Source organism: Streptomyces saintjeani (genome assembly GCF_055409605.1).
In genome coordinates this window covers 1,907,946-1,928,283 of the sequence record NZ_CP189624.1, presented here as the reverse complement: position 1 = coordinate 1,928,283, position 20,338 = coordinate 1,907,946, and the positions used below count along the sequence as shown (strand labels likewise).

The following is a 20,338-nucleotide window of genomic DNA, read 5'->3' as shown; positions in this document are numbered from 1 at the left end:
ATCTAGGGGTTTCAACCGACACCCACCCAGGTAGGGTCTGGAAGCGTCCAGCTCCCCATGGAGGAGGTGAGGACCGTGGCAGCCCACGACGACGACATGAACCGCGGCATCCGCCCGGGACGAGGGTCCGACGACCCGTCCGGGCAGATTGCCTACCTTGAGCAGGAGATCGCCGTCCTGCGCCGCAAGCTCGCCGACTCTCCGCGGCACACGAGGATTCTCGAAGAGCGGATCGTCGAGCTTCAGACCAACCTGGCCGGCGTGTCCGCCCAGAACGAACGACTCGCCAACACACTCCGCGAGGCCCGCGACCAGATCGTCGCCCTCAAGGAGGAGGTCGACCGGCTCGCACAACCCCCGGCCGGCTTCGGAGTCTTCCTGACGGCCAACGAGGACGGCACCGCCGACATCTTCACCGGAGGCCGCAAACTCCGCGTGAACGTCAGCCCGAGCGTCGACCTCGACGACCTCAGGCGCGGCCAGGAAGTGATGCTCAACGAAGCACTCAACGTGGTCGAGGCCATGGAGTACGAGAGCGTCGGCGACATCGTCACCCTCAAGGAGATCCTGGAGGACGGCGAACGCGCCCTCGTCCAGGGCCACACCGACGAGGAAAGGGTGGTCCGGCTCGCCGAACCGCTCCTCGACGTCACCATCCGGCCCGGCGACGCGCTCCTCCTCGAACCCCGCTCCGGCTACGTCTACGAGATCGTGCCCAAGAGCGAGGTCGAGGAACTCGTCCTCGAAGAAGTCCCCGACATCGGCTACGAGCAGATCGGCGGCCTCGGCGGACAGATCGAGGCCATCCGCGACGCCGTCGAACTCCCCTACCTCTACCCGGACCTGTTCAAGGAGCACGAACTGCGCCCGCCCAAGGGCGTCCTGCTCTACGGACCCCCCGGATGCGGAAAGACGCTCATCGCCAAGGCCGTCGCCAACTCGCTGGCCAAGAAGGTCGCCGAAGTCACCGGCCAGGCCCAGGGCAAGAGCTTCTTCCTCAACATCAAGGGCCCCGAGCTCCTCAACAAGTACGTCGGCGAGACCGAACGCCAGATCCGCCTCGTCTTCCAGCGCGCCCGCGAGAAGGCATCCGAGGGCACCCCCGTCATCGTCTTCTTCGACGAGATGGAATCCCTCTTCCGCACCCGCGGCTCCGGCGTCAGCTCCGACGTCGAGAACACCATCGTCCCCCAGCTCCTCGCCGAGATCGACGGCGTCGAGGGCCTCCAGAACGTCGTCGTCATCGGCGCCTCCAACCGCGAGGACATGATCGACCCGGCCATCCTGCGCCCCGGCCGCCTCGACGTGAAGATCAAGATCGAGCGTCCCGACGCGGAAGCCGCCAAGGACATCTTCGGCAAATACCTCACCGAACGCCTCCCGCTCCACCCCGACGACGTCGGCGAGCACGGCGACAGCAAGACGGTCACCGTCGACAGCATGATCCAGACCGCCGTCGAGCACATGTACGCCGAATCCGAGGAAAACCGCTTCCTCGAAGTCACCTACGCCAACGGAGACAAAGAAGTCCTCTACTTCAAGGACTTCAACTCCGGCGCCATGATCGAGAACATCGTCGGCCGCGCCAAGAAAATGGCGATCAAGGACTTCCTCGACCAGAAACAGAAGGGCATCCGCGTCTCCCACCTCCTCCAGGCATGCGTGGACGAGTTCAAGGAGAACGAGGACCTCCCCAACACCACCAACCCGGACGACTGGGCCCGCATCTCCGGAAAGAAGGGCGAGCGGATCGTCTACATCCGCACCCTCATCACCGGAAAGCAAGGCGCCGACACCGGCCGCTCCATCGACACGGTGGCGAACACCGGACAGTACCTGTAAGAAGACAGGGCGGCTGCGGGTGCCCCCGAGGCACTCGCAGCCGCCCCGTTTTACTCCCCGGGAAAACGCGGCATCACGTAGGCACAACCGAAAAACCGGCCACAAGCCGGACCGAGGCAATGACGCAAATGATCTCCCCGACGGCGCGCAGGCGTTCTAGGCTCTTTCGTACCGCCGAGTCGCACAGTGCGGGGACGGGCACCGCACACGCACCGCAGCACCAGCGGTACTTGAGCGACGCCCACGAAGGGCGCCGCCGGGCAAGGAGGGCCGCATGACCGTACGGCGAGTAATGGGCATCGAGACGGAGTACGGCATCTCCGTCCCCGGCCACCCCAACGCCAATGCCATGCTCACCTCGTCCCAGATCGTCAACGCCTACGCAGCGGCGATGCACCGGGCCCGCCGGGCCCGCTGGGACTTCGAGGAGGAGAACCCCCTGCGCGACGCCCGGGGATTCGACCTCGCCCGCGAGGCCGCCGACTCCAGCCAGCTCACCGACGAGGACATCGGCCTCGCCAACGTCATCCTCACCAACGGCGCCCGCCTCTACGTCGACCACGCCCACCCCGAGTACAGCTCGCCCGAAGTCACCAACCCCCGCGACGCCGTCCTGTGGGACAAGGCCGGCGAACGCATCATGGCCGAAGCCGCCGAACGAGCCGCCCAACTCCCCGGCGCCCAGCCCATCCACCTCTACAAGAACAACACCGACAACAAGGGCGCCTCCTACGGCACGCACGAGAACTACCTCATGAAGCGCGAGACCGCCTTCAGCGACATCGTGCGCCACCTCACGCCCTTCTTCGTCTCCCGCCAGGTCTTCACCGGCGCAGGCCGCGTCGGCATCGGCCAGGACGGCCACGAACACGGCTTCCAGATCAGCCAGCGCGCCGACTACTTCGAGGTCGAGGTCGGCCTGGAGACCACCCTCAAACGGCCCATCATCAACACCCGCGACGAACCCCACGCCGACGCGGAGAAATACCGCCGCCTGCACGTCATCATCGGCGACGCGAACCTCTCCGAGATCTCCACCTACCTCAAACTCGGCACCACCGCGCTCGTGCTCTCGATGATCGAGGACGGCTTCATCGCCGTCGACCTCGCCGTCGACCAGCCCGTCCGCACCCTCCACCAGGTCTCCCACGACCCCAGCCTCCAGCGCCTCGTCACCCTCCGCAGCGGACGCACCCTCACCGCCGTACAACTCCAGATGGAGTACTACGAGCTGTCCCGCAAGTACGTCGAGGAACGCTACGGCGCCGATGCCGACGAGCAGACCAAGGACGTCCTCGCGCGCTGGGAGGACACCCTCACGCGGCTGGAGAGCGACCCCATGAGCCTGGCCGGGGAGCTCGACTGGGTCGCCAAGAAGGAGCTCATGGAGGGCTACCGGCGCCGTGACGACCTCGACTGGGACGCCGCGCGGCTGCACCTCGTCGACCTCCAGTACGCCGACGTACGCGCCGAGAAGGGGCTCTACAACCGGCTCGTCGCGCGGGGGCGGATCAAGCGGCTGCTGGACGAGCGGGACGTCGAGCGGGCCGTGTCCGAGCCGCCGGAGGACACCCGGGCGTACTTCCGGGGGCGGTGCCTCGACCAGTACGCCGACGACGTCGCCGCCGCGTCCTGGGACTCCGTCATCTTCGACCTCCCCGGGCGCGACAGCCTCCAGCGCGTCCCAACCCTGGAACCGCTACGCGGAACGCGAAATCACGTCAAGGAGCTTCTGGACCGGTGCCGTACGGCAGAAGACCTGGTCAGGGTCCTCTCCGGCGGCTGAACACATGATCCCCGGACACGGGTGGAAACCCCCTCCGCCGGGAATCATCGAGGTGGCCCCCGTGCGTTGTGCCAACCACGGGGCCGATGTCGGACCCGGACTATAGGGTCTGATCATCACCGACATGTCGGGCGAATCGAGCGGGGTGAGGGTTATGGCGACCAAGGACACCGGCGGCGGCCAGCAGAAGGCGACCCGGACGAACGAAGAGGTCGAGGAGCAGGCGGAGGAGACGTCGGGCTCGGAGGACCTGAAGGAACGACACGAGAAGCTGAGCGACGACGTCGACTCGGTTCTGGACGAAATCGACGATGTCTTGGAAGAAAACGCAGAGGACTTCGTTCGTGGATTCGTCCAAAAAGGCGGTCAGTAGCCTTTGAATTGAAGGCTGGATCGGGGGCTGGCTTTGAATGTGGAGGCTGATGCGAAGCGCTGCTCGCGGTGTAAGGAGTACAAGCCGCGAGCGGCATTCGCGAGCAACAGGTCGATGCGTGACGGGTTGCAGGCGAGTGGCATCGCAATGTGACCGCCTCCGACGGCCTCTCGACCCGCTGCAAGGCGTGCCGGGCGATCGAAGGGCGGCAAGGCATCTCAAGCGCAGCTACGGCCTCACCGAAGCCCAGCGCGACGAGATGATCGCCGGGCAGAAGGGGCTCTGTGTCATCTGCCTGAAAGCCCCCGCCGTTCATGTGGATCACTGCCACGAGACGGGTAGGGTCCGTGGCGTACTGTGCTTCAACTGCAATTCGGCCATCGGCAAGTTGGGGGACGACCCCGATGCGGTTCGTCGGGCGGCCTCCTACCTGGAAGGAATCTCGTGGAAGCCAATACCCGTAGCACCGGGCGTCTACCAGCTGCCTTCCTGACGCCCGGGTCCTCGTCGTTCATGGACTTCCTGTCGGTGCATCAGCCGGGGCTGCTGCCGGGCAACCGGCAGTTGCCGGCGGTGCAGGGCGTGGTGGAGGCCCCGCACGGGACGACGATCGTCGCGGTGACGTTCCAGGGTGGTGTGATCCTCGCGGGCGACCGCCGGGCGACGATGGGGAACATGATCGCCCAGCGGGACATCGAGAAGGTGTTCCCGGCGGACGAGTACTCGGCGGTCGGGATCGCCGGCACGGCGGGCCTCGCGGTGGAGATGGTGAAGCTGTTCCAGCTGGAGCTGGAGCACTTCGAGAAGGTGGAGGGCGCGCAGCTCTCGCTGGAGGGCAAGGCGAACCGCCTGTCGACGATGATCAGGTCGAACCTGGGCATGGCGATGCAGGGCCTGGCCGTGGTCCCGCTGTTCGCCGGCTACGACATGAACCGCGCGAAGGGCCGGATCTTCAGCTACGACGTGACGGGCGGCCGTTCGGAGGAGCAGAACTTCGCGGCGGTCGGCTCGGGTTCGATCTTCGCGCGGGGCGCGATGAAGAAGCTGTTCCACAGCGGTCTGACGGAGTCCGAGGCGACGACCCTGGTGGTGCAGGCGCTGTACGACGCGGCGGACGACGACTCGGCGACGGGCGGCCCGGATGTCGCGCGCCGGATCTATCCGATCGTCACGGTGATCACCGACGAGGGTTTCCGCAGGCTGACGGATGATCAGTCGGCCGAGATCGCGCGTTCGGTGCTGGAGAGGCGGCTGGAGCAGCCGGACGGCCCGCGGGCCGCGCTGCTGTAGCGGCGGATCTCGTTTCTTGTCAGGTGATCGAGTGACTTCCACAGAAAAGGACGGGTAACCGGTGTCGACGCCGTTCTATGTCTCCCCTCAGCAGGCGATGGCGGATCGCGCGGAGTATGCCCGTAAGGGCATCGCGCGGGGCCGGAGCCTGGTCGTGCTGCAGTACGCCGACGGCATCGTGTTCGTCGGCGAGAATCCGTCGCGCGCGCTGCACAAGTTCAGTGAGATCTACGACCGCATCGGGTTCGCCGCGGCGGGCAAGTACAACGAGTACGAGAACCTCAGGATCGGCGGTGTGCGCTACGCGGATCTGCGGGGTTACACCTACGACCGTGACGATGTGACCGCGCGGGGCCTGGCGAACGTGTACGCGCAGACGCTGGGGACGATCTTCTCGTCGTCGGCGGAGAAGCCGTACGAGGTGGAGCTGGTGGTCGCGGAGGTCGGTGAGACGGTCGAGGGTGACCAGATCTACCGGCTGCCGCACGACGGTTCGATCGTGGACGAGCACGGTTCGGTCGCGGTGGGCGGCAACGCCGAGCTGATCAGCAACTATCTGGACCAGCGTCACCGGGACGGGATGAGCCTGGCGGAGGCGTTGAAGCTGGCGGTGCAGGCGTTGTCGCGGGAGGCGAACGGGACGCAGCGGGAGATTCCCGCGGAGCGTCTTGAGGTGGCGGTCCTGGACCGTACGCGCCCGCAGCAGCGGAAGTTCAAGCGGATCGTGGGCCCGCAGCTGTCGCGCCTGCTGGACGCGGAGGGCCCGGCGACGGAGGCGGAGAGCGCGGAGGACGCCGAGGGCTCCGCGGATTCCGGCAAGTAGCCGTTTCTTTCCCTGTACGTGCCCCGGCCGGGTCCTCCGGCTGGGGCACGGGGTTTTTCAGACCCCCGCCGAAGACGCCGGCGGCGCCGAGGTGGAGCCGCGTACGACGAGCCGCACGGGGATGTCGTCCTGGTCGGGTGTGCGGCCGTCGAGGACGGCGAGGAGGGCGTGCATGCCGCGTTCGCCGAAGAGTTCGGCGTCGAGGCGGACGGTGGTGAGTTCGGGGTCGATGGCGGTGGCGAGGGCGAGGTCGTCGAGGCCGGTGACGGAGATGTCGTCGGGGACGCGCAGTCCGAGGCGGCGCAGGGCTTTGTAGGCGCCGGCGGCGAGTTTGTCGTCGTCGCACACGACGGCGGTGGGCCGGGGGCCGCCTCGCAGGGCCCGGGTGACGGCGTGCCGAGCGTCCTCGATGGTGATGGGGGAGGGCGCGGTGCGCAGGGTGGTGCCGGGTACGGCGTGGAGGCGGTCGGCGAGGGCGCGGGCGCGGACGTGGAAGGTCCAGGAGGGTACGTCGGCGGCGAGGTGGAGGTAGTGGCGGTGGCCGAGGCCGAGGAGGTGGTCGGCGACCTGGCGGGTGCCGTCGGCGATGTCGAGGTTGACGGTGGCGGCGCCGAGGCTGCCGTGGGGGTCGCTGTCGAGCATGACGAGGGGGAGCTGGTCGCCGCGGATGGCGGTGAGGGCGTCGGCGGCCATGGAGGAGGCGATGACGCCGTCCAGGGCGGATGAGGCGCTGGCGAAGGGGTCGCGGGCGGGTCCTACGCCTTCGGGGGAGGGGTAGAGGACGACGCCGAAGCCGTGGTCGGCGGCGACGCGGGCGGCTCCGGTGTAGACGCCGGCGAAGAACTCGGTGGTGAGGGCGGGGACGACGAGCAGGACGGTGCGGGTGTGGCCGAGGCGGAGGTTGCGGGCGGCGAGGTTGGGGCGGTAGCCGAGGTCGCGGGCGGCCTGCCGGACGCGTTCGGCGGTGGTCTCGGCGACTCGGCCGCGCCATTTGTCGCCGAGGACGAGGGAGACGGCGGCCTGGGAGACCCCGGCGGCTGCGGCGACGTCGCGGCTGGTGGGTCGGGTGCTGCTGCGTGCCACCGTGAGCCTGCCTCCTGCCTGGACCGTTCGTCTTGCCACATGGTACGTATGACCCTGGACGTTATACGTAACACTTGAGCGGTGGGAGGCGCGATGGCCGGGGGTCTGGCGGGTTACGGGGAGGTCGTGCGGGCGCGGTACGCGGCGCGGCTGCTGGTCGGCACTCTGGTGGGCCGGCTGCCGTGCGCGACGGCGGCGATCACGATCGTGCTGTTCACGCGCGCGCAGGGCGGCACGTACAGCCTGGCCGGGGTGCTGGCGGCGGTGTACGGCGTGGCGAACGCGGTGGGCCAGCCGGTGCTGGGCCGGCTGGTGGACCTGCACGGCCAGCCGCGCGTGCAGCTGCCGGCGGCGCTGGGCGCGGCCCTGGGCATGGCGGTGTTCGCCTGGGCGGGCCTGGAGCCGCTCTGGCTCGCCTGTACGGCGGTGGTGGCCGCGGGGCTCCTGACGCCGCCGCTGGAGGGCGGCCTGCGGGCGCTGTGGCCGTCGGTGCTGAAGCGCGAGGACCAGGTGCACACGGCGTACGCGATGGACGCGGTGGCGCAGGAGCTGATGTTCACGGTCGGCCCGCTGCTGGTGACGCTGTGCGCGGGGCTGTGGTCGGAGCGGGCGGCGCTGCTGCTGATCAACGCGGTGGGCGTGCTGGGGGCGCTGTCGGTGGTGGTGTCGCCGCCCTCGCGCGCGTGGCGGTCGGCTCCGCGCGAGGCGCACTGGCTGGGCGCGCTGCGCTCGCGTCCGCTGCTGGCGCTGCTGGGGGCGTGTGTGTTCATCGGGGTGGCGCTGGGCTCGATCACGGTGGCGTCGGTGCCGTACGCGGACGCGCACGGCGGGGACGCGGTGTACGGCTGGCTGCTGGCGGCGCTGGGGCTCGGTGCGCTGGCCGGGGGGACGGTGTACGGGGCACGGTCGTGGCCGGGGTCGGCGCAGCGGCGTCTTGAGGTGATCGTGGCGCTGCTGGCGGTGTGTTATCTGCCGTTGATGCTGCGGCCGGGCGCGGTGGCGATGGTGGCGCTGACGGCGCTGGCGGGGGTGTTCCTGGCGCCGGCGATCGCGTGTTCGTTCGTGCTGGTGGACCGGTACGCGCCGGGTGGGACGGTGACGGAGGCGTTCTCGTGGCTGGTGACGATGTTCGGGGTGGGGCAGGCGCTGGGGACGGGGGTGACGGGCCCGGTGGTGGAGGCGGGCGGCACGCTGTGGGGGTTCGTGGTGCCGGGTGTCGCGGGCGGTGCCGCTTTGCTGGTTTTGCTGGCGACGAGGGGGGTAATGGCGGTGCCCGATGTGCGCGCGGTGGCGGTGGTGTCGTCGGAAAATGATCCGAACCGTGCTGCCGAACCCCGTTTCAGTTCGGGGGATCGGGCGTAATGTTCAGTCATGGACCGCCGCATTTTCGGGCTGGAGAACGAGTACGGCGTCACGTGCACGTTCAGGGGACAGCGGCGTCTGTCTCCTGACGAGGTGGCGCGGTACCTCTTCCGCCGTGTCGTGTCATGGGGCCGCAGCAGCAATGTGTTTCTGCGGAACGGAGCCCGCCTCTATCTGGATGTGGGTTCGCACCCCGAATACGCGACACCCGAATGTGACAACGTGACCGAACTGGTGACTCACGACAAGGCCGGCGAGCGCATTCTCGAAGGGCTTCTGGTGGACGCGGAACGGCGCCTGCACGAGGAAGGAATCGCGGGCGACGTCTACCTCTTCAAGAACAACACGGACTCGGCCGGTAACTCCTACGGCTGTCACGAGAACTATCTGGTCGCGAGGCACGGGGAGTTCTCCCGCCTCGCCGACATCCTGATCCCGTTCCTGGTGACGCGTCAGCTGCTGTGCGGGGCGGGCAAGGTGCTCCAGACCCCGCGCGGCGCGGTGTACTGCGTGAGCCAGCGGGCGGAGCACATCTGGGAGGGCGTCTCCTCGGCGACGACGCGTTCCCGGCCGATCATCAACACGCGCGACGAGCCGCACGCGGACGCGGAGCGCTACCGGCGTCTGCATGTGATCGTCGGCGACTCGAACATGTCGGAGACGACGATGCTGCTGAAGGTCGGCGCGACCGACCTGGTGCTGCGGATGATCGAGGCGGGCACGGTGATGCGGGACCTGACGCTGGAGAACCCGATCCGGGCGATCCGCGAGGTCAGTCACGACATCACGGGCCGGCGCAAGGTGCGCCTGGCGAGCGGACGCGAGGCGTCGGCGCTCGAAGTGCAGCGCGAGTACTACGAGAAGGCCGTCGACTTCTGCGAGCGGCGCGGTATCCGCACGGGGACGGTCGAGCAGGTCCTCGAACTGTGGGGCCGGACACTGGACTCGATCGAGTCGGAGGACCTCGACCGGATCGGCACCGAGATCGACTGGGTGATGAAGTACCAGCTGATCGAGCGGTACCGGGCCAAGCACAACATGACGATGTCGCATCCGCGGGTGGCGCAGATCGACCTCGCCTACCACGACATCCACCGTCGCCGGGGTCTGTACTACCTGCTGGAGCGCAAGGGACAGGCGGCGCGGATCTGTGACGACCTGAAGATCTTCCAGGGCAAGTCGGTGCCGCCGCAGACCACGCGGGCCCGGTTGCGCGGTGACTTCATCCGGCGGGCGCAGGAGCAGCGCCGGGACTTCACGGTGGACTGGGTGCACCTGAAGCTGAACGACCAGGCGCAGCGGACGGTGCTGTGCAAGGACCCGTTCCGTTCGGTCGACGACCGGGTGGAGAAGCTGATCGCCGGGATGTGACACACGTTCCGGTGACAGGCCGGAACGCAACACGGGCGCCGTACGTTTCCAGTGCGGCGCCCTTTGCACGCCGTAGAGTTGCGCGCACGCCATCCAGTTGATCGATCGATTACGAGGCTTTCACCGTGCGCCGACGCTCCCTCATCCTCGCCGCCGTCCCCGTGGGACTGGTCACGCTCGCCGGCTGCGGCGACGACAAGTCCGATTCGAGCAAGGCGAGCGACAGTGCGTCGCAGTCGGCGTCCGGGTCGCCGTCGGATGCTCCGGCGCCGAAGGTCGTGGACGGTCCGCTGCCGGCCGTGACGGCGGGCCAGAAGCTCGGCGAGAAGCCGACCGTGGCGAAGGGCAGCGGCTCTCCGTCGGACCAGCTCGCGGTGAAGACGCTGATCGCGGGCAGCGGGCAGACGATCGCGGAGAAGGACTTCGTCTGGGCGAACTACCTGGGCCAGATCTGGGACACGGCGAAGGTCTTCGACAACTCCTACGACCGCAAGACCCCGTTGTTCATCCAGCTCGCGCAGGGCAGCATCATCGACGGCTGGCGGTACGCGCTCGCGGGCAAGAAGACCGGCAGCCGGGTCGAGTTCTCGGTCCCGCCGACCTGGGGGTACGGCTCGCAGGGCCAGTCGCAGGCGGGCATCAAGGGCACGGACACGCTGGTGTTCGTGGTGGACGTGCTGGACACGTTCAACGCGAAGTCCTCCGCGAAGGGCAAGGACGTCGCGCAGGACGACGCGGCGCTGCCGAAGGTCGGGACGAACACGGACGGCAAGGCGCCGTCGGTGGAGATCCCGAAGTCGGCCGCGCCGAAGGGCCTGGTGGCGAACTACGTCATCGAGGGCGACGGCGCCGTGGTGAAGGCGGACAGCACGCTGGCCGTCCAGTACAAGGGCGTCGTGTGGGAGACCGGCAAGGAGTTCGACTCGTCGTACCAGCGCAGCGCGCCGACGTCGTTCTCGTTGCAGCAGGTCGTCAAGGGGTGGGCGCAGGGGCTGACCGGCAAGAAGGTCGGCAGCCGCGTCGTCATCGTCGTACCGCCGGCGCTGGGCTACGGCGACAACCCGCCGAGCGGGAGCGGGATCGAGAAGACGTCGACGATGGTGTTCACGGTGGACATCCTGGCTTCTTCCTGACACCGCCTGGCTTCTTCGGTACGCCGCGCGGGGTGTAACACTGTGCGGGTTGCCTTTTTGTGAACGACCAGGAGTTTGACGTGAGCATCGAGAAGCCCGAGATCGACTTTCCCGAGGGTCAGCCGCCGGCGGACCTGGAGATCAAGGACATCTGGGAGGGCGACGGCGAGGTCGCGCAGGCCGGTCAGACCGTGACCGTGCACTACGTGGGCGTCACCTTCGCCACCGGCGAGGAGTTCGACGCGAGCTGGAACCGGGGCTCTGCCTTCAAGTTCCCGCTGGGTGCCGGCCGTGTCATCAAGGGCTGGGACCAGGGTGTGCAGGGCATGAAGGTCGGCGGCCGTCGTCAGCTGACGATCCCGCCGCACCTCGGGTACGGGGACCAGTCCCCGACCCCGGCGATCCCGGCCGGTTCCACCCTGATCTTCGTGGTGGACCTGATCGCGGTCTGAGCAGCGTACGACCGCAGCTGACCGAGTGGGGCCCATGCCTGTACGGGCGTGGGCCCTCGGCTTTTGCCGGGGCGGCGCGGGGCGGTACGGTCATCCGTCGGAAGCACCATAGGAAAGGCGTAGGGCGTCGATGGCCATTGCCAAGGCAGAGCGGCTCATGAACCTGGCGCTGTGTCTGCTGGGGACGCGCAGGCCGCTGAGCAAGCGGGAGTTGCGCGAATCCATCGAGGCGTATGTCGAGGCCAGTGCGGATGACGCTTTTAACCGGATGTTCGAGCGCGACAAGGACGATCTGCGCGAACTCGGCCTGGTCATCGAGACGGTGGAGAACCTGGACGGCGAGGTCGGCTACCTCGCCCGCCGCGACAGCAATCGGCTCCCGCCGATCACGCTGGACGCGGAGGAGGCCGCCGCGCTGGGCGTCGCCGCGAAGGTGTGGCAGCAGGCGAGGCTGGCCGGAGCCGCCTCGGGCGCCTTGCAGAAGCTGCGCGCGGCGGGACTTCCCGAGGACGTCGACCCGTACGAGGCGCACGGCGCGCTGGAGCCTCATATCCCCGTGCACGAGGCGTCGTTCGAACCGCTGATGCTGGCGTGCCGGGACCGTCGGCCGGTCGTCTTCGAGTACCGGAAGGCGACTGCCGCGCGGCCCGAGCCGCGTCATGTGGAGCCGTGGGCGCTGGAGTGCTGGCGCGGGCACTGGTATCTCGCCGGGTTCGACCGGGACCGGAGCGCGGAGCGGGTGTTCAGGCTGTCGCGGATCACCGGGCGGGTGCGGTCGCGGGGGACCGGGTACATCATGCCGGTGCCGGACGTCGTCACCGTACGGGAGACTGTGGCGGGCTGGGCCGGGGAGGGCGCCGACCGCAGTGCGCTGATCCGGCTGCGGACCGGCTCCGGGTACCCCCTTCGGGCGAAAGCCACCGTGGTCCGGGAACTCGGGGACGGGTGGGACGAGTTGGAGATTCCGTACGGGCACGGTCTGGACGCCTGGCTGGTGGAGTTCGGGCCGGACGTGGTGGTCGTCGAGCCCGCCGAGCTGCGGGCGGGCGTCGTCGACCGGCTGCGGGCCGTGGCCAAGGGCTGAGGGGGACGGGGAGAGCATGGCGGGAAAGCCGGTACGGCCGGTGAACGCGATCGACCAGACGCGGCGGATGCTGTCGCTGGTGACGTATCTGAAGGAGCGGCCCGGCGCGCGCGTCGAGGACGTGGCGCGGGCGTTCGGGATCAGCGAGGAGGAGCTGGTCGCCGACCTGGATGTGCTGCCGATGTGCGGGACCAGCTTCCGGGGCGGGGACCTCCTCGACATCGACACCGACGGCGAGCACATCTGGTGGCACAACCCGGACGATGTCGCCGAACCTCTGCGGCTCGCCGCCGACGAGGCGACGGCGCTGCTGGTCGCCGCGCGTGCGGTCGCCACGCTGCCGGGGCTGCGCGAGGGCGACCGGCAGGCGCTGCTGCGGGCCACCGCGAAGGTCGAGACGGCGGCCGGTGAGGCGGCCGTCTCCAGTGCGCGTCTGTCGGTGACCTTCGAGTCCGAGGGCGGTGTCTTCGCCGACGTCGACCGGGCGATCGCCGAGCGGCGCCGGCTGTGGATCCGCTACTACTCGCCCGCGCGTGACGAGGTCACCGAGCGGGAGATCGACCCGATCCGGCTGGTCAGCGTCGGGCACACGTACGTCGAGGCGTGGTGCCGGCGGTCCGAGGCGCGGCGGACGTTCCGGCTCGACCGGGTCGCCGAGATCAAGATCCTCGACGAGCCGTCGGTGCCGCCGGAGGTGGAGCCGCGGGATCTGTCGCTGGGGCTCGTGCAGCCCGCCGCCGAGGATCCCGAGGTCGTCGTCGAGGTGGGGCCCGGCGGTCGCTGGGTCGCCGAGTACTACCCGCACGACAGCGCCGATGAGCTGCCCGACGGGGGGCTGCGGATCACCCTGCGCACTCCCGACCCCGCGTCCCTGCGGCGGCTCGCGCTCAGGCTGGGGGCCGATGGGCGGATCGTCGCCCCGCAGGACCTCGCGGACAGTGCCCGGCGGGCGGCGCGGGAGGCGCTGGCCGCGTACGACCAGGTCGAGACGGGGGGAGCGGGCGGGTGAGCGAGACGCTTGAGGAGCGGGGGATGACGGTCGCCACGGCCTTCGCGGGTATGAAGGACGTGGGAATCGAGACCGTCATGCCGGTCGTGTTCACCGCCGGGTGTCCCGAGTGCCGGGGGCGGTTCGAGCTGGGGGCCGAGGCGTTCATGCTGGCGATCGGGGCGAGCAGCCGGACGACGTTCTACTCCTTCACGTGCCCGCAGTGCGGGGAGGCGGTGCGCAAGCCGGCGGGGGAGCGGATCGTGGGGCTGCTGGTGGGGGCCGGGGTGCGGACGCTGCGGTTGCAGGGGTCGTAGGGGGTTTCCGGGGCCGCCGGGGACGGCCTGTCGGCGGGCTTCCCGTGGAGCGCTACGCTCGGGGCATGTTCTGGGCGATGGTCGCGGTTGCTGTGGGATTTCTCGGGCTGGTCGTGCTGGGGGTGCTCGCGGTGCGGGTGTTCGTGGCGGCGGGGCGGCTCGGGGCGCAGGTGGCGGCGTCCGCGGAGCGGATCGGGCGGGCCGCGGAGGAGCTGGAGCGGGCGGCGGTGAGCACCGCGCGGGCCGCCGACTCGCTGTGAGTGCGGCTGTGACGGTTCTGTGAGTCGGGTGGCGGATGCGATTTGGGCGACTTCTCCCTCCCGCGCCGACCGGTACGGCGGGTACGCTGCTGGTCGCGGACCGGAGAACGAGGCCCGATTCGCGGAACAGGGAGTACGCACGGGGATTGCCTCACGTTCACCCTCGAGCGTTACGATCGCTGAGAGCACGATCGTTCGGACACCTGTCCGGCCGGTCGCACAGCATCCCCACCCAGCCGCCTCGGTGAGAAGGTAAAGACTTATGTTCGGAAGGCTCGGAGCCCCCGAGATCATTCTCATCCTCGTCGTCATCATCCTGCTGTTCGGCGCGAAGAAGCTTCCGGACATGGCCCGCTCGCTCGGCAAGTCCGCGCGGATCCTCAAGAGCGAGGCCAAGGCGATGAAGGAGGAGGGCAGCAACTCCTCCACGACCTCGGCCGCCCCGCCCACCCCGGGTGACCAGGCGTCCGCGCAGCGCACCATCCAGGCGGCCCCCGGCGACGTGACCAGCTCCCGCCCGGTCACCGAGCCGACGGACTCCACCAAGCGCTGACGCAGGGCCGGTGACCTCCGGCCCGCCGTACGAGATGGGAACGTGGGTTGCTCAAGTCTGCCCGCAAGAAGGAGAAGGATCCCGAGGGGCGGATGCCCCTCGTGGAACACCTTCGTGAGCTGCGCAACCGCCTGGGCAAGGCCGTGCTGGCCATCATCCTGTGCGCGATTGTCGGGGCCGTCTATTACCAGGACATCATCAACGTCCTGACGGAGCCGATCCGGCACCAGGTGGGCTGCACAGCCGACTTCACCGAACTGGCGAAGCGCAAGGACGGCGCCTGCGGCAACATCACGATGTCGGGCCTGATGGGCCCGTTCACGCTGATGATCAAGGTGTCGTTGACGGCGGGCGTGGTTCTCGCCAGCCCGGTCTGGCTCTACCAGCTGTGGGCGTTCATCGCTCCCGGTCTGCACAAGCACGAGCGGAAGTACGCGTACGCGTTCGTCGGCGCCGGCGCTCCGCTGTTCATGGCGGGCGGCTGGTTCTCGTACCACGTGCTGCCCGCCGCGGCCGAGGTGATGCTCGGCTTCACCCCCGACGGGACGATCAACCTCCTGCCGCTCGACGAGCTGCTCGACCTGGTCACCCGCATGGTGATCGTCTTCGGTCTCTCCTTCGAGCTGCCGCTGCTGCTGGTCCTGCTCAACCTCACCGGCATCGTCACCGGCGCGCGGATGCTCAGCTGGTGGCGCGGCATGGTCATGGGCGTCACGGTCTTCGCGGCCTTCGCGACGCCGACCGTCGACCCGGTCTCGATGCTGTCGCTCGCGGCTCCCATCGTCGCCCTGTACTTCGCCGCGACCGGTTTCTCGCTGCTCAACGACCGCCGCAAGCGCCGCCGCGAGGAAATGGGCCCCGGCGACGACGAGGCGTCCGAGCTGGACCTGACTCCCTCGGACATCGGCGAGGTCGAATCCGTGAGCTCCGCCCGCGCGCTGCCGGGCCAGTCGAGCACGGAGCGGATCAACGGGTACGACGACGTGACCTGACCTCCTCTTGATCGCAGGACGCGGCCGGACGCCCACGAGGCGCCCGGCCGTCTCCGTTTGTCCAGGATCCGGATAATGATCGTCCCGTTGTCAGTGGCGGCCGGTACGCTCGAAGCACGATGACAGAGGACCTCTCCCCGGCTGAGCGGTATGCGGCGGCGCGCAGGCGTGCTGTCGAGCAGGCGACCGCGCTGGCCGGGTTCCGCGAGATGTATGAGTTCGGGCTCGATGCTTTTCAGATCGATGCCTGTCGGGCGCTTGAGGCGGGGAAGGGGGTGCTGGTCGCCGCTCCTACGGGGTCGGGAAAGACGATCGTCGGCGAGTTCGCCGTCCATCTGGCCCTCGGGCAGGGGAAGAAGTGTTTCTACACGACCCCCATCAAGGCGCTCTCCAACCAGAAGTACGCCGATCTGTGCCGTCGCTACGGCGCGGACAAGGTCGGGCTGCTGACGGGCGACAACAGCGTCAACTCCGACGCGCCGGTGGTCGTGATGACGACCGAGGTGCTGCGGAACATGCTGTACGCGGGCTCGCAGACACTGCTGGGCCTCGGGTACGTGGTGATGGACGAGGTGCACTACCTCTCCGACCGGTTCCGGGGCGCCGTGTGGGAAGAGGTGATCATCCACCTCCCCGAGTCGGTGACCCTGGTCTCGCTGTCCGCGACGGTGTCCAACGCGGAGGAGTTCGGCGACTGGCTGGACACCGTCCGCGGGGACACCGAGGTCATCGTCTCCGAGCACCGTCCCGTCCCCCTGTTCCAGCACGTGCTGGCGGGCCGCCGGATGTACGACCTGTTCGAGGAGGGCGAGGGCAGCAAGAAGGCCGTCAACCCCGACCTCGTCCGGCTCGCGCGCATGGAGGCGTCCAAGCCGTCGTACCAGGACCGCAAGCGCGGCCGGATGCGGGAGGCCGACCGGGAGCGGGAACGCCGTTCGCGCTCGCGCGTGTGGACGCCGGGCCGCCCCGAGGTCATCGAGCGGCTCGACGCCGAGGGCCTGCTCCCCGCGATCACCTTCATCTTCAGCCGCGCCGCCTGCGAGGCCGCCGTACAGCAGTGTCTGTACGCCGGACTGCGGCTCAACGACGACGAGTCGAGGGCCGAGGTGCGTGCGCTCGTCGAGGAGCGCACGGCCGCGATTCCTCGCGAGGACCTGCACGTCCTCGGCTACTTCGAGTGGCTGGAGGGCCTGGAGCGGGGCATCGCCGCGCACCACGCCGGCATGCTGCCGACCTTCAAGGAGGTCGTCGAGGAACTGTTCGTGCGTGGGCTCGTCAAGGCCGTCTTCGCTACGGAGACGCTGGCGCTCGGCATCAACATGCCCGCCAGGTCCGTCGTCCTGGAGAAGCTCGTCAAGTGGAACGGCGAGCAGCACGCGGACATCACGCCGGGGGAGTACACGCAGCTCACCGGGCGGGCCGGGCGGCGGGGCATCGATGTCGAGGGGCACGCGGTCGTGCTGTGGCAGCGGGCCATGAGCCCCGAGCACCTCGCGGGGCTCGCGGGGACGCGGACGTACCCGCTGCGGTCGAGTTTCCGGCCGTCGTACAACATGGCCGTCAACCTCGTCGAGCAGTTCGGTCGGCACCGGTCGCGGGAGCTGCTGGAGACGTCGTTCGCGCAGTTCCAGGCCGACCGGTCGGTCGTCGGGATCTCCCGGCAGGTCCAGCGCAACGAGGAGGGGCTCGACGGGTACAAGGAGTCGATGACCTGCCATCTCGGGGACTTCGAGGAGTACGCCCGGCTGCGGCGCGAACTCAAGGACCGCGAGACCGAGTTGGCCCGGCAGGGGGTGGCTCAGCGGCGTGCCGAGTCCGCGGTCGCGCTGGAGCGGCTCAAGCCCGGTGACGTCATCCATGTGCCCACCGGCAAGTACGCCGGGCTCGCGCTCGTTCTCGATCCGGGGCTGCCCGCGGGGCGGGCCAACGGGCATCGGGGGTTCGAGCACCATGACGGGCCCCGGCCGTTGGTGTTGACCGCCGAGCGGCAGGTCAAGCGGCTCGCCTCCATCGACTTCCCGGTGCCGGTCGAGGCGCTCGACCGGATGCGGATTCCCAAGACCTTCAATCCCCGCTCGCCCCAGTCCCGGCGGGATCTCGCGTCCGCACTGCGGACCAAGGCCGGGCATATTCCGCCCGAGCGGGCCCGTAAGCAGCGGGCCCAGGCCGCCGACGACCGGGAGATCGCCCGGTTGCGGGCGGAGCTGCGGGCGCATCCCTGTCATGGGTGCGCCGAGCGCGAGGATCATGCGCGGTGGGCCGAGCGGTATCACCGGTTGCTGCGGGACACGTCCCAGCTGGAGCGGCGGATCGAGGGGCGGACCAACACCATCGCCCGGACCTTCGATCGGATCGTCGCGCTGCTGACCGAGCTGGACTATCTGCGCGGGGACGAAGTCACCGAGCACGGGCGGCGGTTGGCCCGGTTGTACGGTGAGCTCGATCTGCTGGCCAGTGAGTGTCTGCGGGCCGGGGTCTGGGAAGGGCTGTCGCCCGCCGAACTCGCCGCGTGCGTTTCCGCGTTGGTGTACGAGGCCCGTGTCGGCGATGACGCGATGGCTCCCAAGGTGCCGTCCGGGGCGGCCAAGGCCGCGCTGGGGGAGACGGTGCGGATCTGGGGGCGGTTGGACGCGCTGGAGGAAGAGTTCAAGATCAGTCAGACAGAGGGGGTCGGGCAGCGGGAGCCGGATCTCGGGTTCGCCTGGGCTGTTTATCAGTGGGCTTCCGGGAGTGGGCTGGACGAGGTGCTTCGGGAGGCGGAGATGCCTGCGGGGGACTTTGTGCGGTGGTGTAAGCAGGTGATCGATGTGTTGGGGCAGGTTGCTGCGGCGGCTCCGGCTGAGGGGTCTACGGTGCCCAAGGCTGCGCGGAAGGCTGTTGAGGGGGTGTTGCGGGGGGTTGTCGCCTATTCGTCGGTGGGGTGAGGTTTGGCGGCGGGCGCGGGTTGACTGTGGCTGGTCGCGCAGTTCCCCGCGCCCCTAAAAAGACGGGGCGTTGCTCTAGCGCCTGTTCAGATATGAGCGCCAGCCTCCATACGTCGTGATGTCCTCTGCGTTTTCCAGCGCTGCTGGTTCGCAGAGGAAACCCGTGACTTGGGTGCCGTCTGTCAGGTCTACCTTGCCCAGCGTCATCGGGTGGGGGAGTGCTGACAGGAGGTGGCCCAGGCCCTCTGGGGGGATGCTCCAGATCTCCGTCTCTATGGCTGCTCCTCCTTCGCCTACGTGGACCAAACCCGGCTTTGGTGGGGTCGTGTTCAGGGCGTGTAGGCGGTAGGTCGGGGCTGTTGTTGTCGTGCGGTCCAGGACCGCTCCCAGGGACAGGAGTTGGGGGTTCAGGGGCTGGCCCGTCAAGTGGGCGCCTACTACCGCCAGCTGGACGTTTTTCGTCAGCAGCTCCGCGATTCTGGGCAGGCGTTCGTCCGTGTGGGCCGGGGCTATCAGCATCACGCCGAAGGGGAGGTCGTTCACCTTGCCTGCGGGGATCGCCGCTGCTGCCAGGTCGAAGAGGTTGGTGGAGTTGGTGAAGCGGCCCAGGTGGGCGTTGGTGGTGAAGGGGTTTGCCGCTACTTCCGCCAACGTGGGGTGGGTTGGGGTGGTGGGGAGCAACAGGGCGTCCGCGTCTGCCAGTTCCTTCAGGGCCTGGGTGCGGAGTGTTGCCAGTTTCGCCTGGTCCGCGAAGAGTTGGTGGGCCGGGATGTCCCGGGCCCTGGTGATGATCGTGGCTACCGTGGGGTCCAGGTCGGGGGTGGCTTTTTCGATGAACTCACCCACCGCTGTGTAGCGTTCGGCGACGAAGGCGCCCTCGTAGAGCATCGCCGCCGCTTCCGTGAACGGGGTGAGGTCGAGGGTGCGGATCTCGGCGCCTGCGGACCGGAGTTGGTGGACTGTCGCGTCGTATGCCTCTTGCCAGCCTTCGTCCAAGGGGCCCAGGTGGTCGGGGGTGGCTATCGCTATGCGCCAGGGGCCCGGGGCTCGGGGTGGGGTGGGGCTCGGGGTGGTCATCATGTGGGAGAGGGCCTGTTCGGCTTCTCGCAGGGTGCGGGCGAAGACCGTCACGCAGTCCAGGGAGGCGCAGGCCGGGACCACGCCGTCCGTCGGGACCAGGCCCTTCGTCGGTTTGAGGCCGACGATGCCGTTGAAGGCCGCCGGGACCCGGCCGGAGCCCGCCGTGTCCGTGCCCAGGGCCAGGTCCGCGATGCCCAGGGCCACCGCGACCGCCGAGCCCGAGCTGGAGCCGCCGCTGATGCGGGCCGGGTCGTGGGCATTGCGTACGGCGCCGTGCGGGGAGCGGGTGCCGACCAGGCCCGTGGCGAACTGGTCGAGGTTCGTGGTGCCGAGGACGAGGGCGCCGGCGGCGCGGAGGCGGGCGACCACGGGGGCGTCGGCCGGGGGGTCGTACGCGTACGAGGGGCAGGCGGCCGTGGTGGGGAGGCCGGCCACGTCGATGTTGCCCTTGACGGCGAGGAGTCGGCCGGCGAGGGGGAGGTGCTCGCCGGACGCGAGGCGGGTCTCCAGGGACTGGGCCTCCGCCTCCACCTCAGCCTGGGGGCGCAGGGTGATCCAGATCTCCGGGCGGTCCACGGCGTCGATGCGGGCGTAGGCCGCGCGGACTCGGGTGATGAGCATGGGA

General features: G+C 69.1%; 19 protein-coding genes. 17 read left to right on the top strand and 2 right to left on the bottom strand.

Features of this window, described 5'->3' with window-relative positions:
* Nucleotides 1-75 precede the first annotated feature (75 nt).
* The 6 genes from arc (at nucleotide 76) to prcA (ending at nucleotide 6,114) form a co-directional block, all read left to right on the top strand.
* Nucleotides 76-1,842, top strand: coding sequence for a proteasome ATPase (gene arc, locus ACQCO7_RS08565; RefSeq protein WP_010350319.1), 1,767 nt, complete (start codon nucleotides 76-78; stop codon nucleotides 1,840-1,842).
* A gap of 274 nt (nucleotides 1,843-2,116) precedes the next feature.
* Nucleotides 2,117-3,628 carry a depupylase/deamidase Dop gene (gene dop, locus ACQCO7_RS08560; protein ID WP_464071246.1) on the top strand — a complete coding sequence of 504 codons (1,512 nt, stop codon included), beginning with the start codon at nucleotides 2,117-2,119 and terminating at the stop codon, nucleotides 3,626-3,628.
* Nucleotides 3,629-3,782: 154 nt separating this feature from the next.
* Nucleotides 3,783-4,001, top strand: coding sequence for a ubiquitin-like protein Pup (locus ACQCO7_RS08555; RefSeq protein ID WP_050374237.1), 219 nt, complete (start codon nucleotides 3,783-3,785; stop codon nucleotides 3,999-4,001).
* A 37-nt stretch (nucleotides 4,002-4,038) separates the two neighbouring features.
* Nucleotides 4,039-4,494 (top strand): endonuclease VII domain-containing protein, encoded by a 456-nt coding sequence (locus tag ACQCO7_RS08550; RefSeq protein WP_464071245.1) that lies wholly within the window; start codon nucleotides 4,039-4,041, stop codon nucleotides 4,492-4,494.
* On the top strand, nucleotides 4,446-5,291 hold the full coding sequence (prcB, locus tag ACQCO7_RS08545) for a proteasome subunit beta (protein ID WP_464071244.1): 846 nt from the start codon (nucleotides 4,446-4,448) through the stop codon (nucleotides 5,289-5,291). The genes ACQCO7_RS08550 and prcB overlap by 49 nt, the downstream gene beginning before the upstream one ends.
* A 61-nt stretch (nucleotides 5,292-5,352) precedes the next feature.
* The gene (gene prcA / locus ACQCO7_RS08540) at nucleotides 5,353-6,114 is read left to right on the top strand and encodes a proteasome subunit alpha (protein WP_464071243.1); all 762 of its coding nucleotides are present in this window, start codon (nucleotides 5,353-5,355) and stop codon (nucleotides 6,112-6,114) included.
* A 57-nt stretch (nucleotides 6,115-6,171) separates the two neighbouring features.
* On the opposite strand, the gene ACQCO7_RS08535 is transcribed toward prcA, so the two are convergent.
* Nucleotides 6,172-7,197, bottom strand: a complete 1,026-nt coding sequence (locus tag ACQCO7_RS08535) for a LacI family DNA-binding transcriptional regulator (RefSeq protein WP_464071242.1) — start codon at nucleotides 7,195-7,197, stop codon at nucleotides 6,172-6,174.
* A gap of 93 nt (nucleotides 7,198-7,290) precedes the next feature.
* Here ACQCO7_RS08535 and ACQCO7_RS08530 point away from each other — a divergent pair, with 93 nt between their 5' ends.
* The 11 genes from ACQCO7_RS08530 (at nucleotide 7,291) to ACQCO7_RS08480 (ending at nucleotide 18,633) form a co-directional block, all read left to right on the top strand.
* Complete coding sequence (locus tag ACQCO7_RS08530; protein ID WP_464071241.1) at nucleotides 7,291-8,559, top strand: MFS transporter; 1,269 nt, start codon at nucleotides 7,291-7,293, stop codon at nucleotides 8,557-8,559.
* Nucleotides 8,560-8,568: 9 nt separating this feature from the next.
* Entirely contained in the window at nucleotides 8,569-9,930 is a 1,362-nt protein-coding gene (gene pafA, locus ACQCO7_RS08525) for a Pup--protein ligase (protein WP_010350309.1), read from the top strand.
* 125 nt (nucleotides 9,931-10,055) lie between these two features.
* Nucleotides 10,056-11,063, top strand: coding sequence for an FKBP-type peptidyl-prolyl cis-trans isomerase (locus ACQCO7_RS08520; RefSeq protein ID WP_464071240.1), 1,008 nt, complete (start codon nucleotides 10,056-10,058; stop codon nucleotides 11,061-11,063).
* 80 nt (nucleotides 11,064-11,143) lie between these two features.
* Nucleotides 11,144-11,515 (top strand): FKBP-type peptidyl-prolyl cis-trans isomerase, encoded by a 372-nt coding sequence (locus tag ACQCO7_RS08515; protein WP_464071239.1) that lies wholly within the window; start codon nucleotides 11,144-11,146, stop codon nucleotides 11,513-11,515.
* Between the two features lie 130 nt (nucleotides 11,516-11,645).
* The gene (locus tag ACQCO7_RS08510; RefSeq protein WP_464071238.1) at nucleotides 11,646-12,599 is read left to right on the top strand and encodes a helix-turn-helix transcriptional regulator; all 954 of its coding nucleotides are present in this window, start codon (nucleotides 11,646-11,648) and stop codon (nucleotides 12,597-12,599) included.
* 16 nt (nucleotides 12,600-12,615) lie between these two features.
* Nucleotides 12,616-13,608, top strand: coding sequence for a helix-turn-helix transcriptional regulator (locus ACQCO7_RS08505; RefSeq protein ID WP_464071237.1), 993 nt, complete (start codon nucleotides 12,616-12,618; stop codon nucleotides 13,606-13,608).
* Between the two features lie 23 nt (nucleotides 13,609-13,631).
* Entirely contained in the window at nucleotides 13,632-13,904 is a 273-nt protein-coding gene (locus ACQCO7_RS08500) for a hypothetical protein (RefSeq protein ID WP_464077176.1), read from the top strand.
* Nucleotides 13,905-13,969: 65 nt separating this feature from the next.
* Complete coding sequence (locus ACQCO7_RS08495) at nucleotides 13,970-14,164, top strand: hypothetical protein (protein ID WP_464071236.1); 195 nt, start codon at nucleotides 13,970-13,972, stop codon at nucleotides 14,162-14,164.
* A 262-nt stretch (nucleotides 14,165-14,426) separates the two neighbouring features.
* Entirely contained in the window at nucleotides 14,427-14,717 is a 291-nt protein-coding gene (tatA, locus tag ACQCO7_RS08490) for a Sec-independent protein translocase subunit TatA (RefSeq protein ID WP_464071235.1), read from the top strand.
* 47 nt (nucleotides 14,718-14,764) lie between these two features.
* The gene (gene tatC / locus ACQCO7_RS08485) at nucleotides 14,765-15,709 is read left to right on the top strand and encodes a twin-arginine translocase subunit TatC (protein ID WP_464071234.1); all 945 of its coding nucleotides are present in this window, start codon (nucleotides 14,765-14,767) and stop codon (nucleotides 15,707-15,709) included.
* 119 nt (nucleotides 15,710-15,828) lie between these two features.
* Nucleotides 15,829-18,633: a DEAD/DEAH box helicase gene (locus ACQCO7_RS08480; RefSeq protein ID WP_464071233.1), complete on the top strand. Its 2,805-nt coding sequence runs from the start codon at nucleotides 15,829-15,831 to the stop codon at nucleotides 18,631-18,633.
* A gap of 75 nt (nucleotides 18,634-18,708) precedes the next feature.
* Here the strand turns inward: ACQCO7_RS08480 and atzF are convergent, their stop codons facing one another.
* On the bottom strand, nucleotides 18,709-20,334 hold the full coding sequence (gene atzF / locus ACQCO7_RS08475) for an allophanate hydrolase (RefSeq protein ID WP_464071232.1): 1,626 nt from the start codon (nucleotides 20,332-20,334) through the stop codon (nucleotides 18,709-18,711).
* Nucleotides 20,335-20,338: the final 4 nt, after the last annotated feature.

Bases quoted from the DNA above. Each gene is read 5' to 3' on its own strand.
- dop (WP_464071246.1), top strand. From the start codon at position 2,117: ATGACCGTACGGCGAGTAATGGGCATCGAGACGGAGTACGGCATCTCC.
- ACQCO7_RS08550 (WP_464071245.1), top strand. From the start codon at position 4,039: ATGTGGAGGCTGATGCGAAGCGCTGCTCGCGGTGTAAGGAGTACAAGC.
- atzF (WP_464071232.1), bottom strand. From the start codon at position 20,334: ATGCTCATCACCCGAGTCCGCGCGGCCTACGCCCGCATCGACGCCGTG.
- ACQCO7_RS08480 (WP_464071233.1), top strand. From the start codon at position 15,829: ATGACAGAGGACCTCTCCCCGGCTGAGCGGTATGCGGCGGCGCGCAGG.
- ACQCO7_RS08505 (WP_464071237.1), top strand. From the start codon at position 12,616: ATGGCGGGAAAGCCGGTACGGCCGGTGAACGCGATCGACCAGACGCGG.
- ACQCO7_RS08530 (WP_464071241.1), top strand. From the start codon at position 7,291: ATGGCCGGGGGTCTGGCGGGTTACGGGGAGGTCGTGCGGGCGCGGTAC.
- ACQCO7_RS08510 (WP_464071238.1), top strand. From the start codon at position 11,646: ATGGCCATTGCCAAGGCAGAGCGGCTCATGAACCTGGCGCTGTGTCTG.
- ACQCO7_RS08555 (WP_050374237.1), top strand. From the start codon at position 3,783: ATGGCGACCAAGGACACCGGCGGCGGCCAGCAGAAGGCGACCCGGACG.
- tatA (WP_464071235.1), top strand. From the start codon at position 14,427: ATGTTCGGAAGGCTCGGAGCCCCCGAGATCATTCTCATCCTCGTCGTC.
- ACQCO7_RS08495 (WP_464071236.1), top strand. From the start codon at position 13,970: ATGTTCTGGGCGATGGTCGCGGTTGCTGTGGGATTTCTCGGGCTGGTC.
- ACQCO7_RS08500 (WP_464077176.1), top strand. From the start codon at position 13,632: ATGACGGTCGCCACGGCCTTCGCGGGTATGAAGGACGTGGGAATCGAG.
- pafA (WP_010350309.1), top strand. From the start codon at position 8,569: ATGGACCGCCGCATTTTCGGGCTGGAGAACGAGTACGGCGTCACGTGC.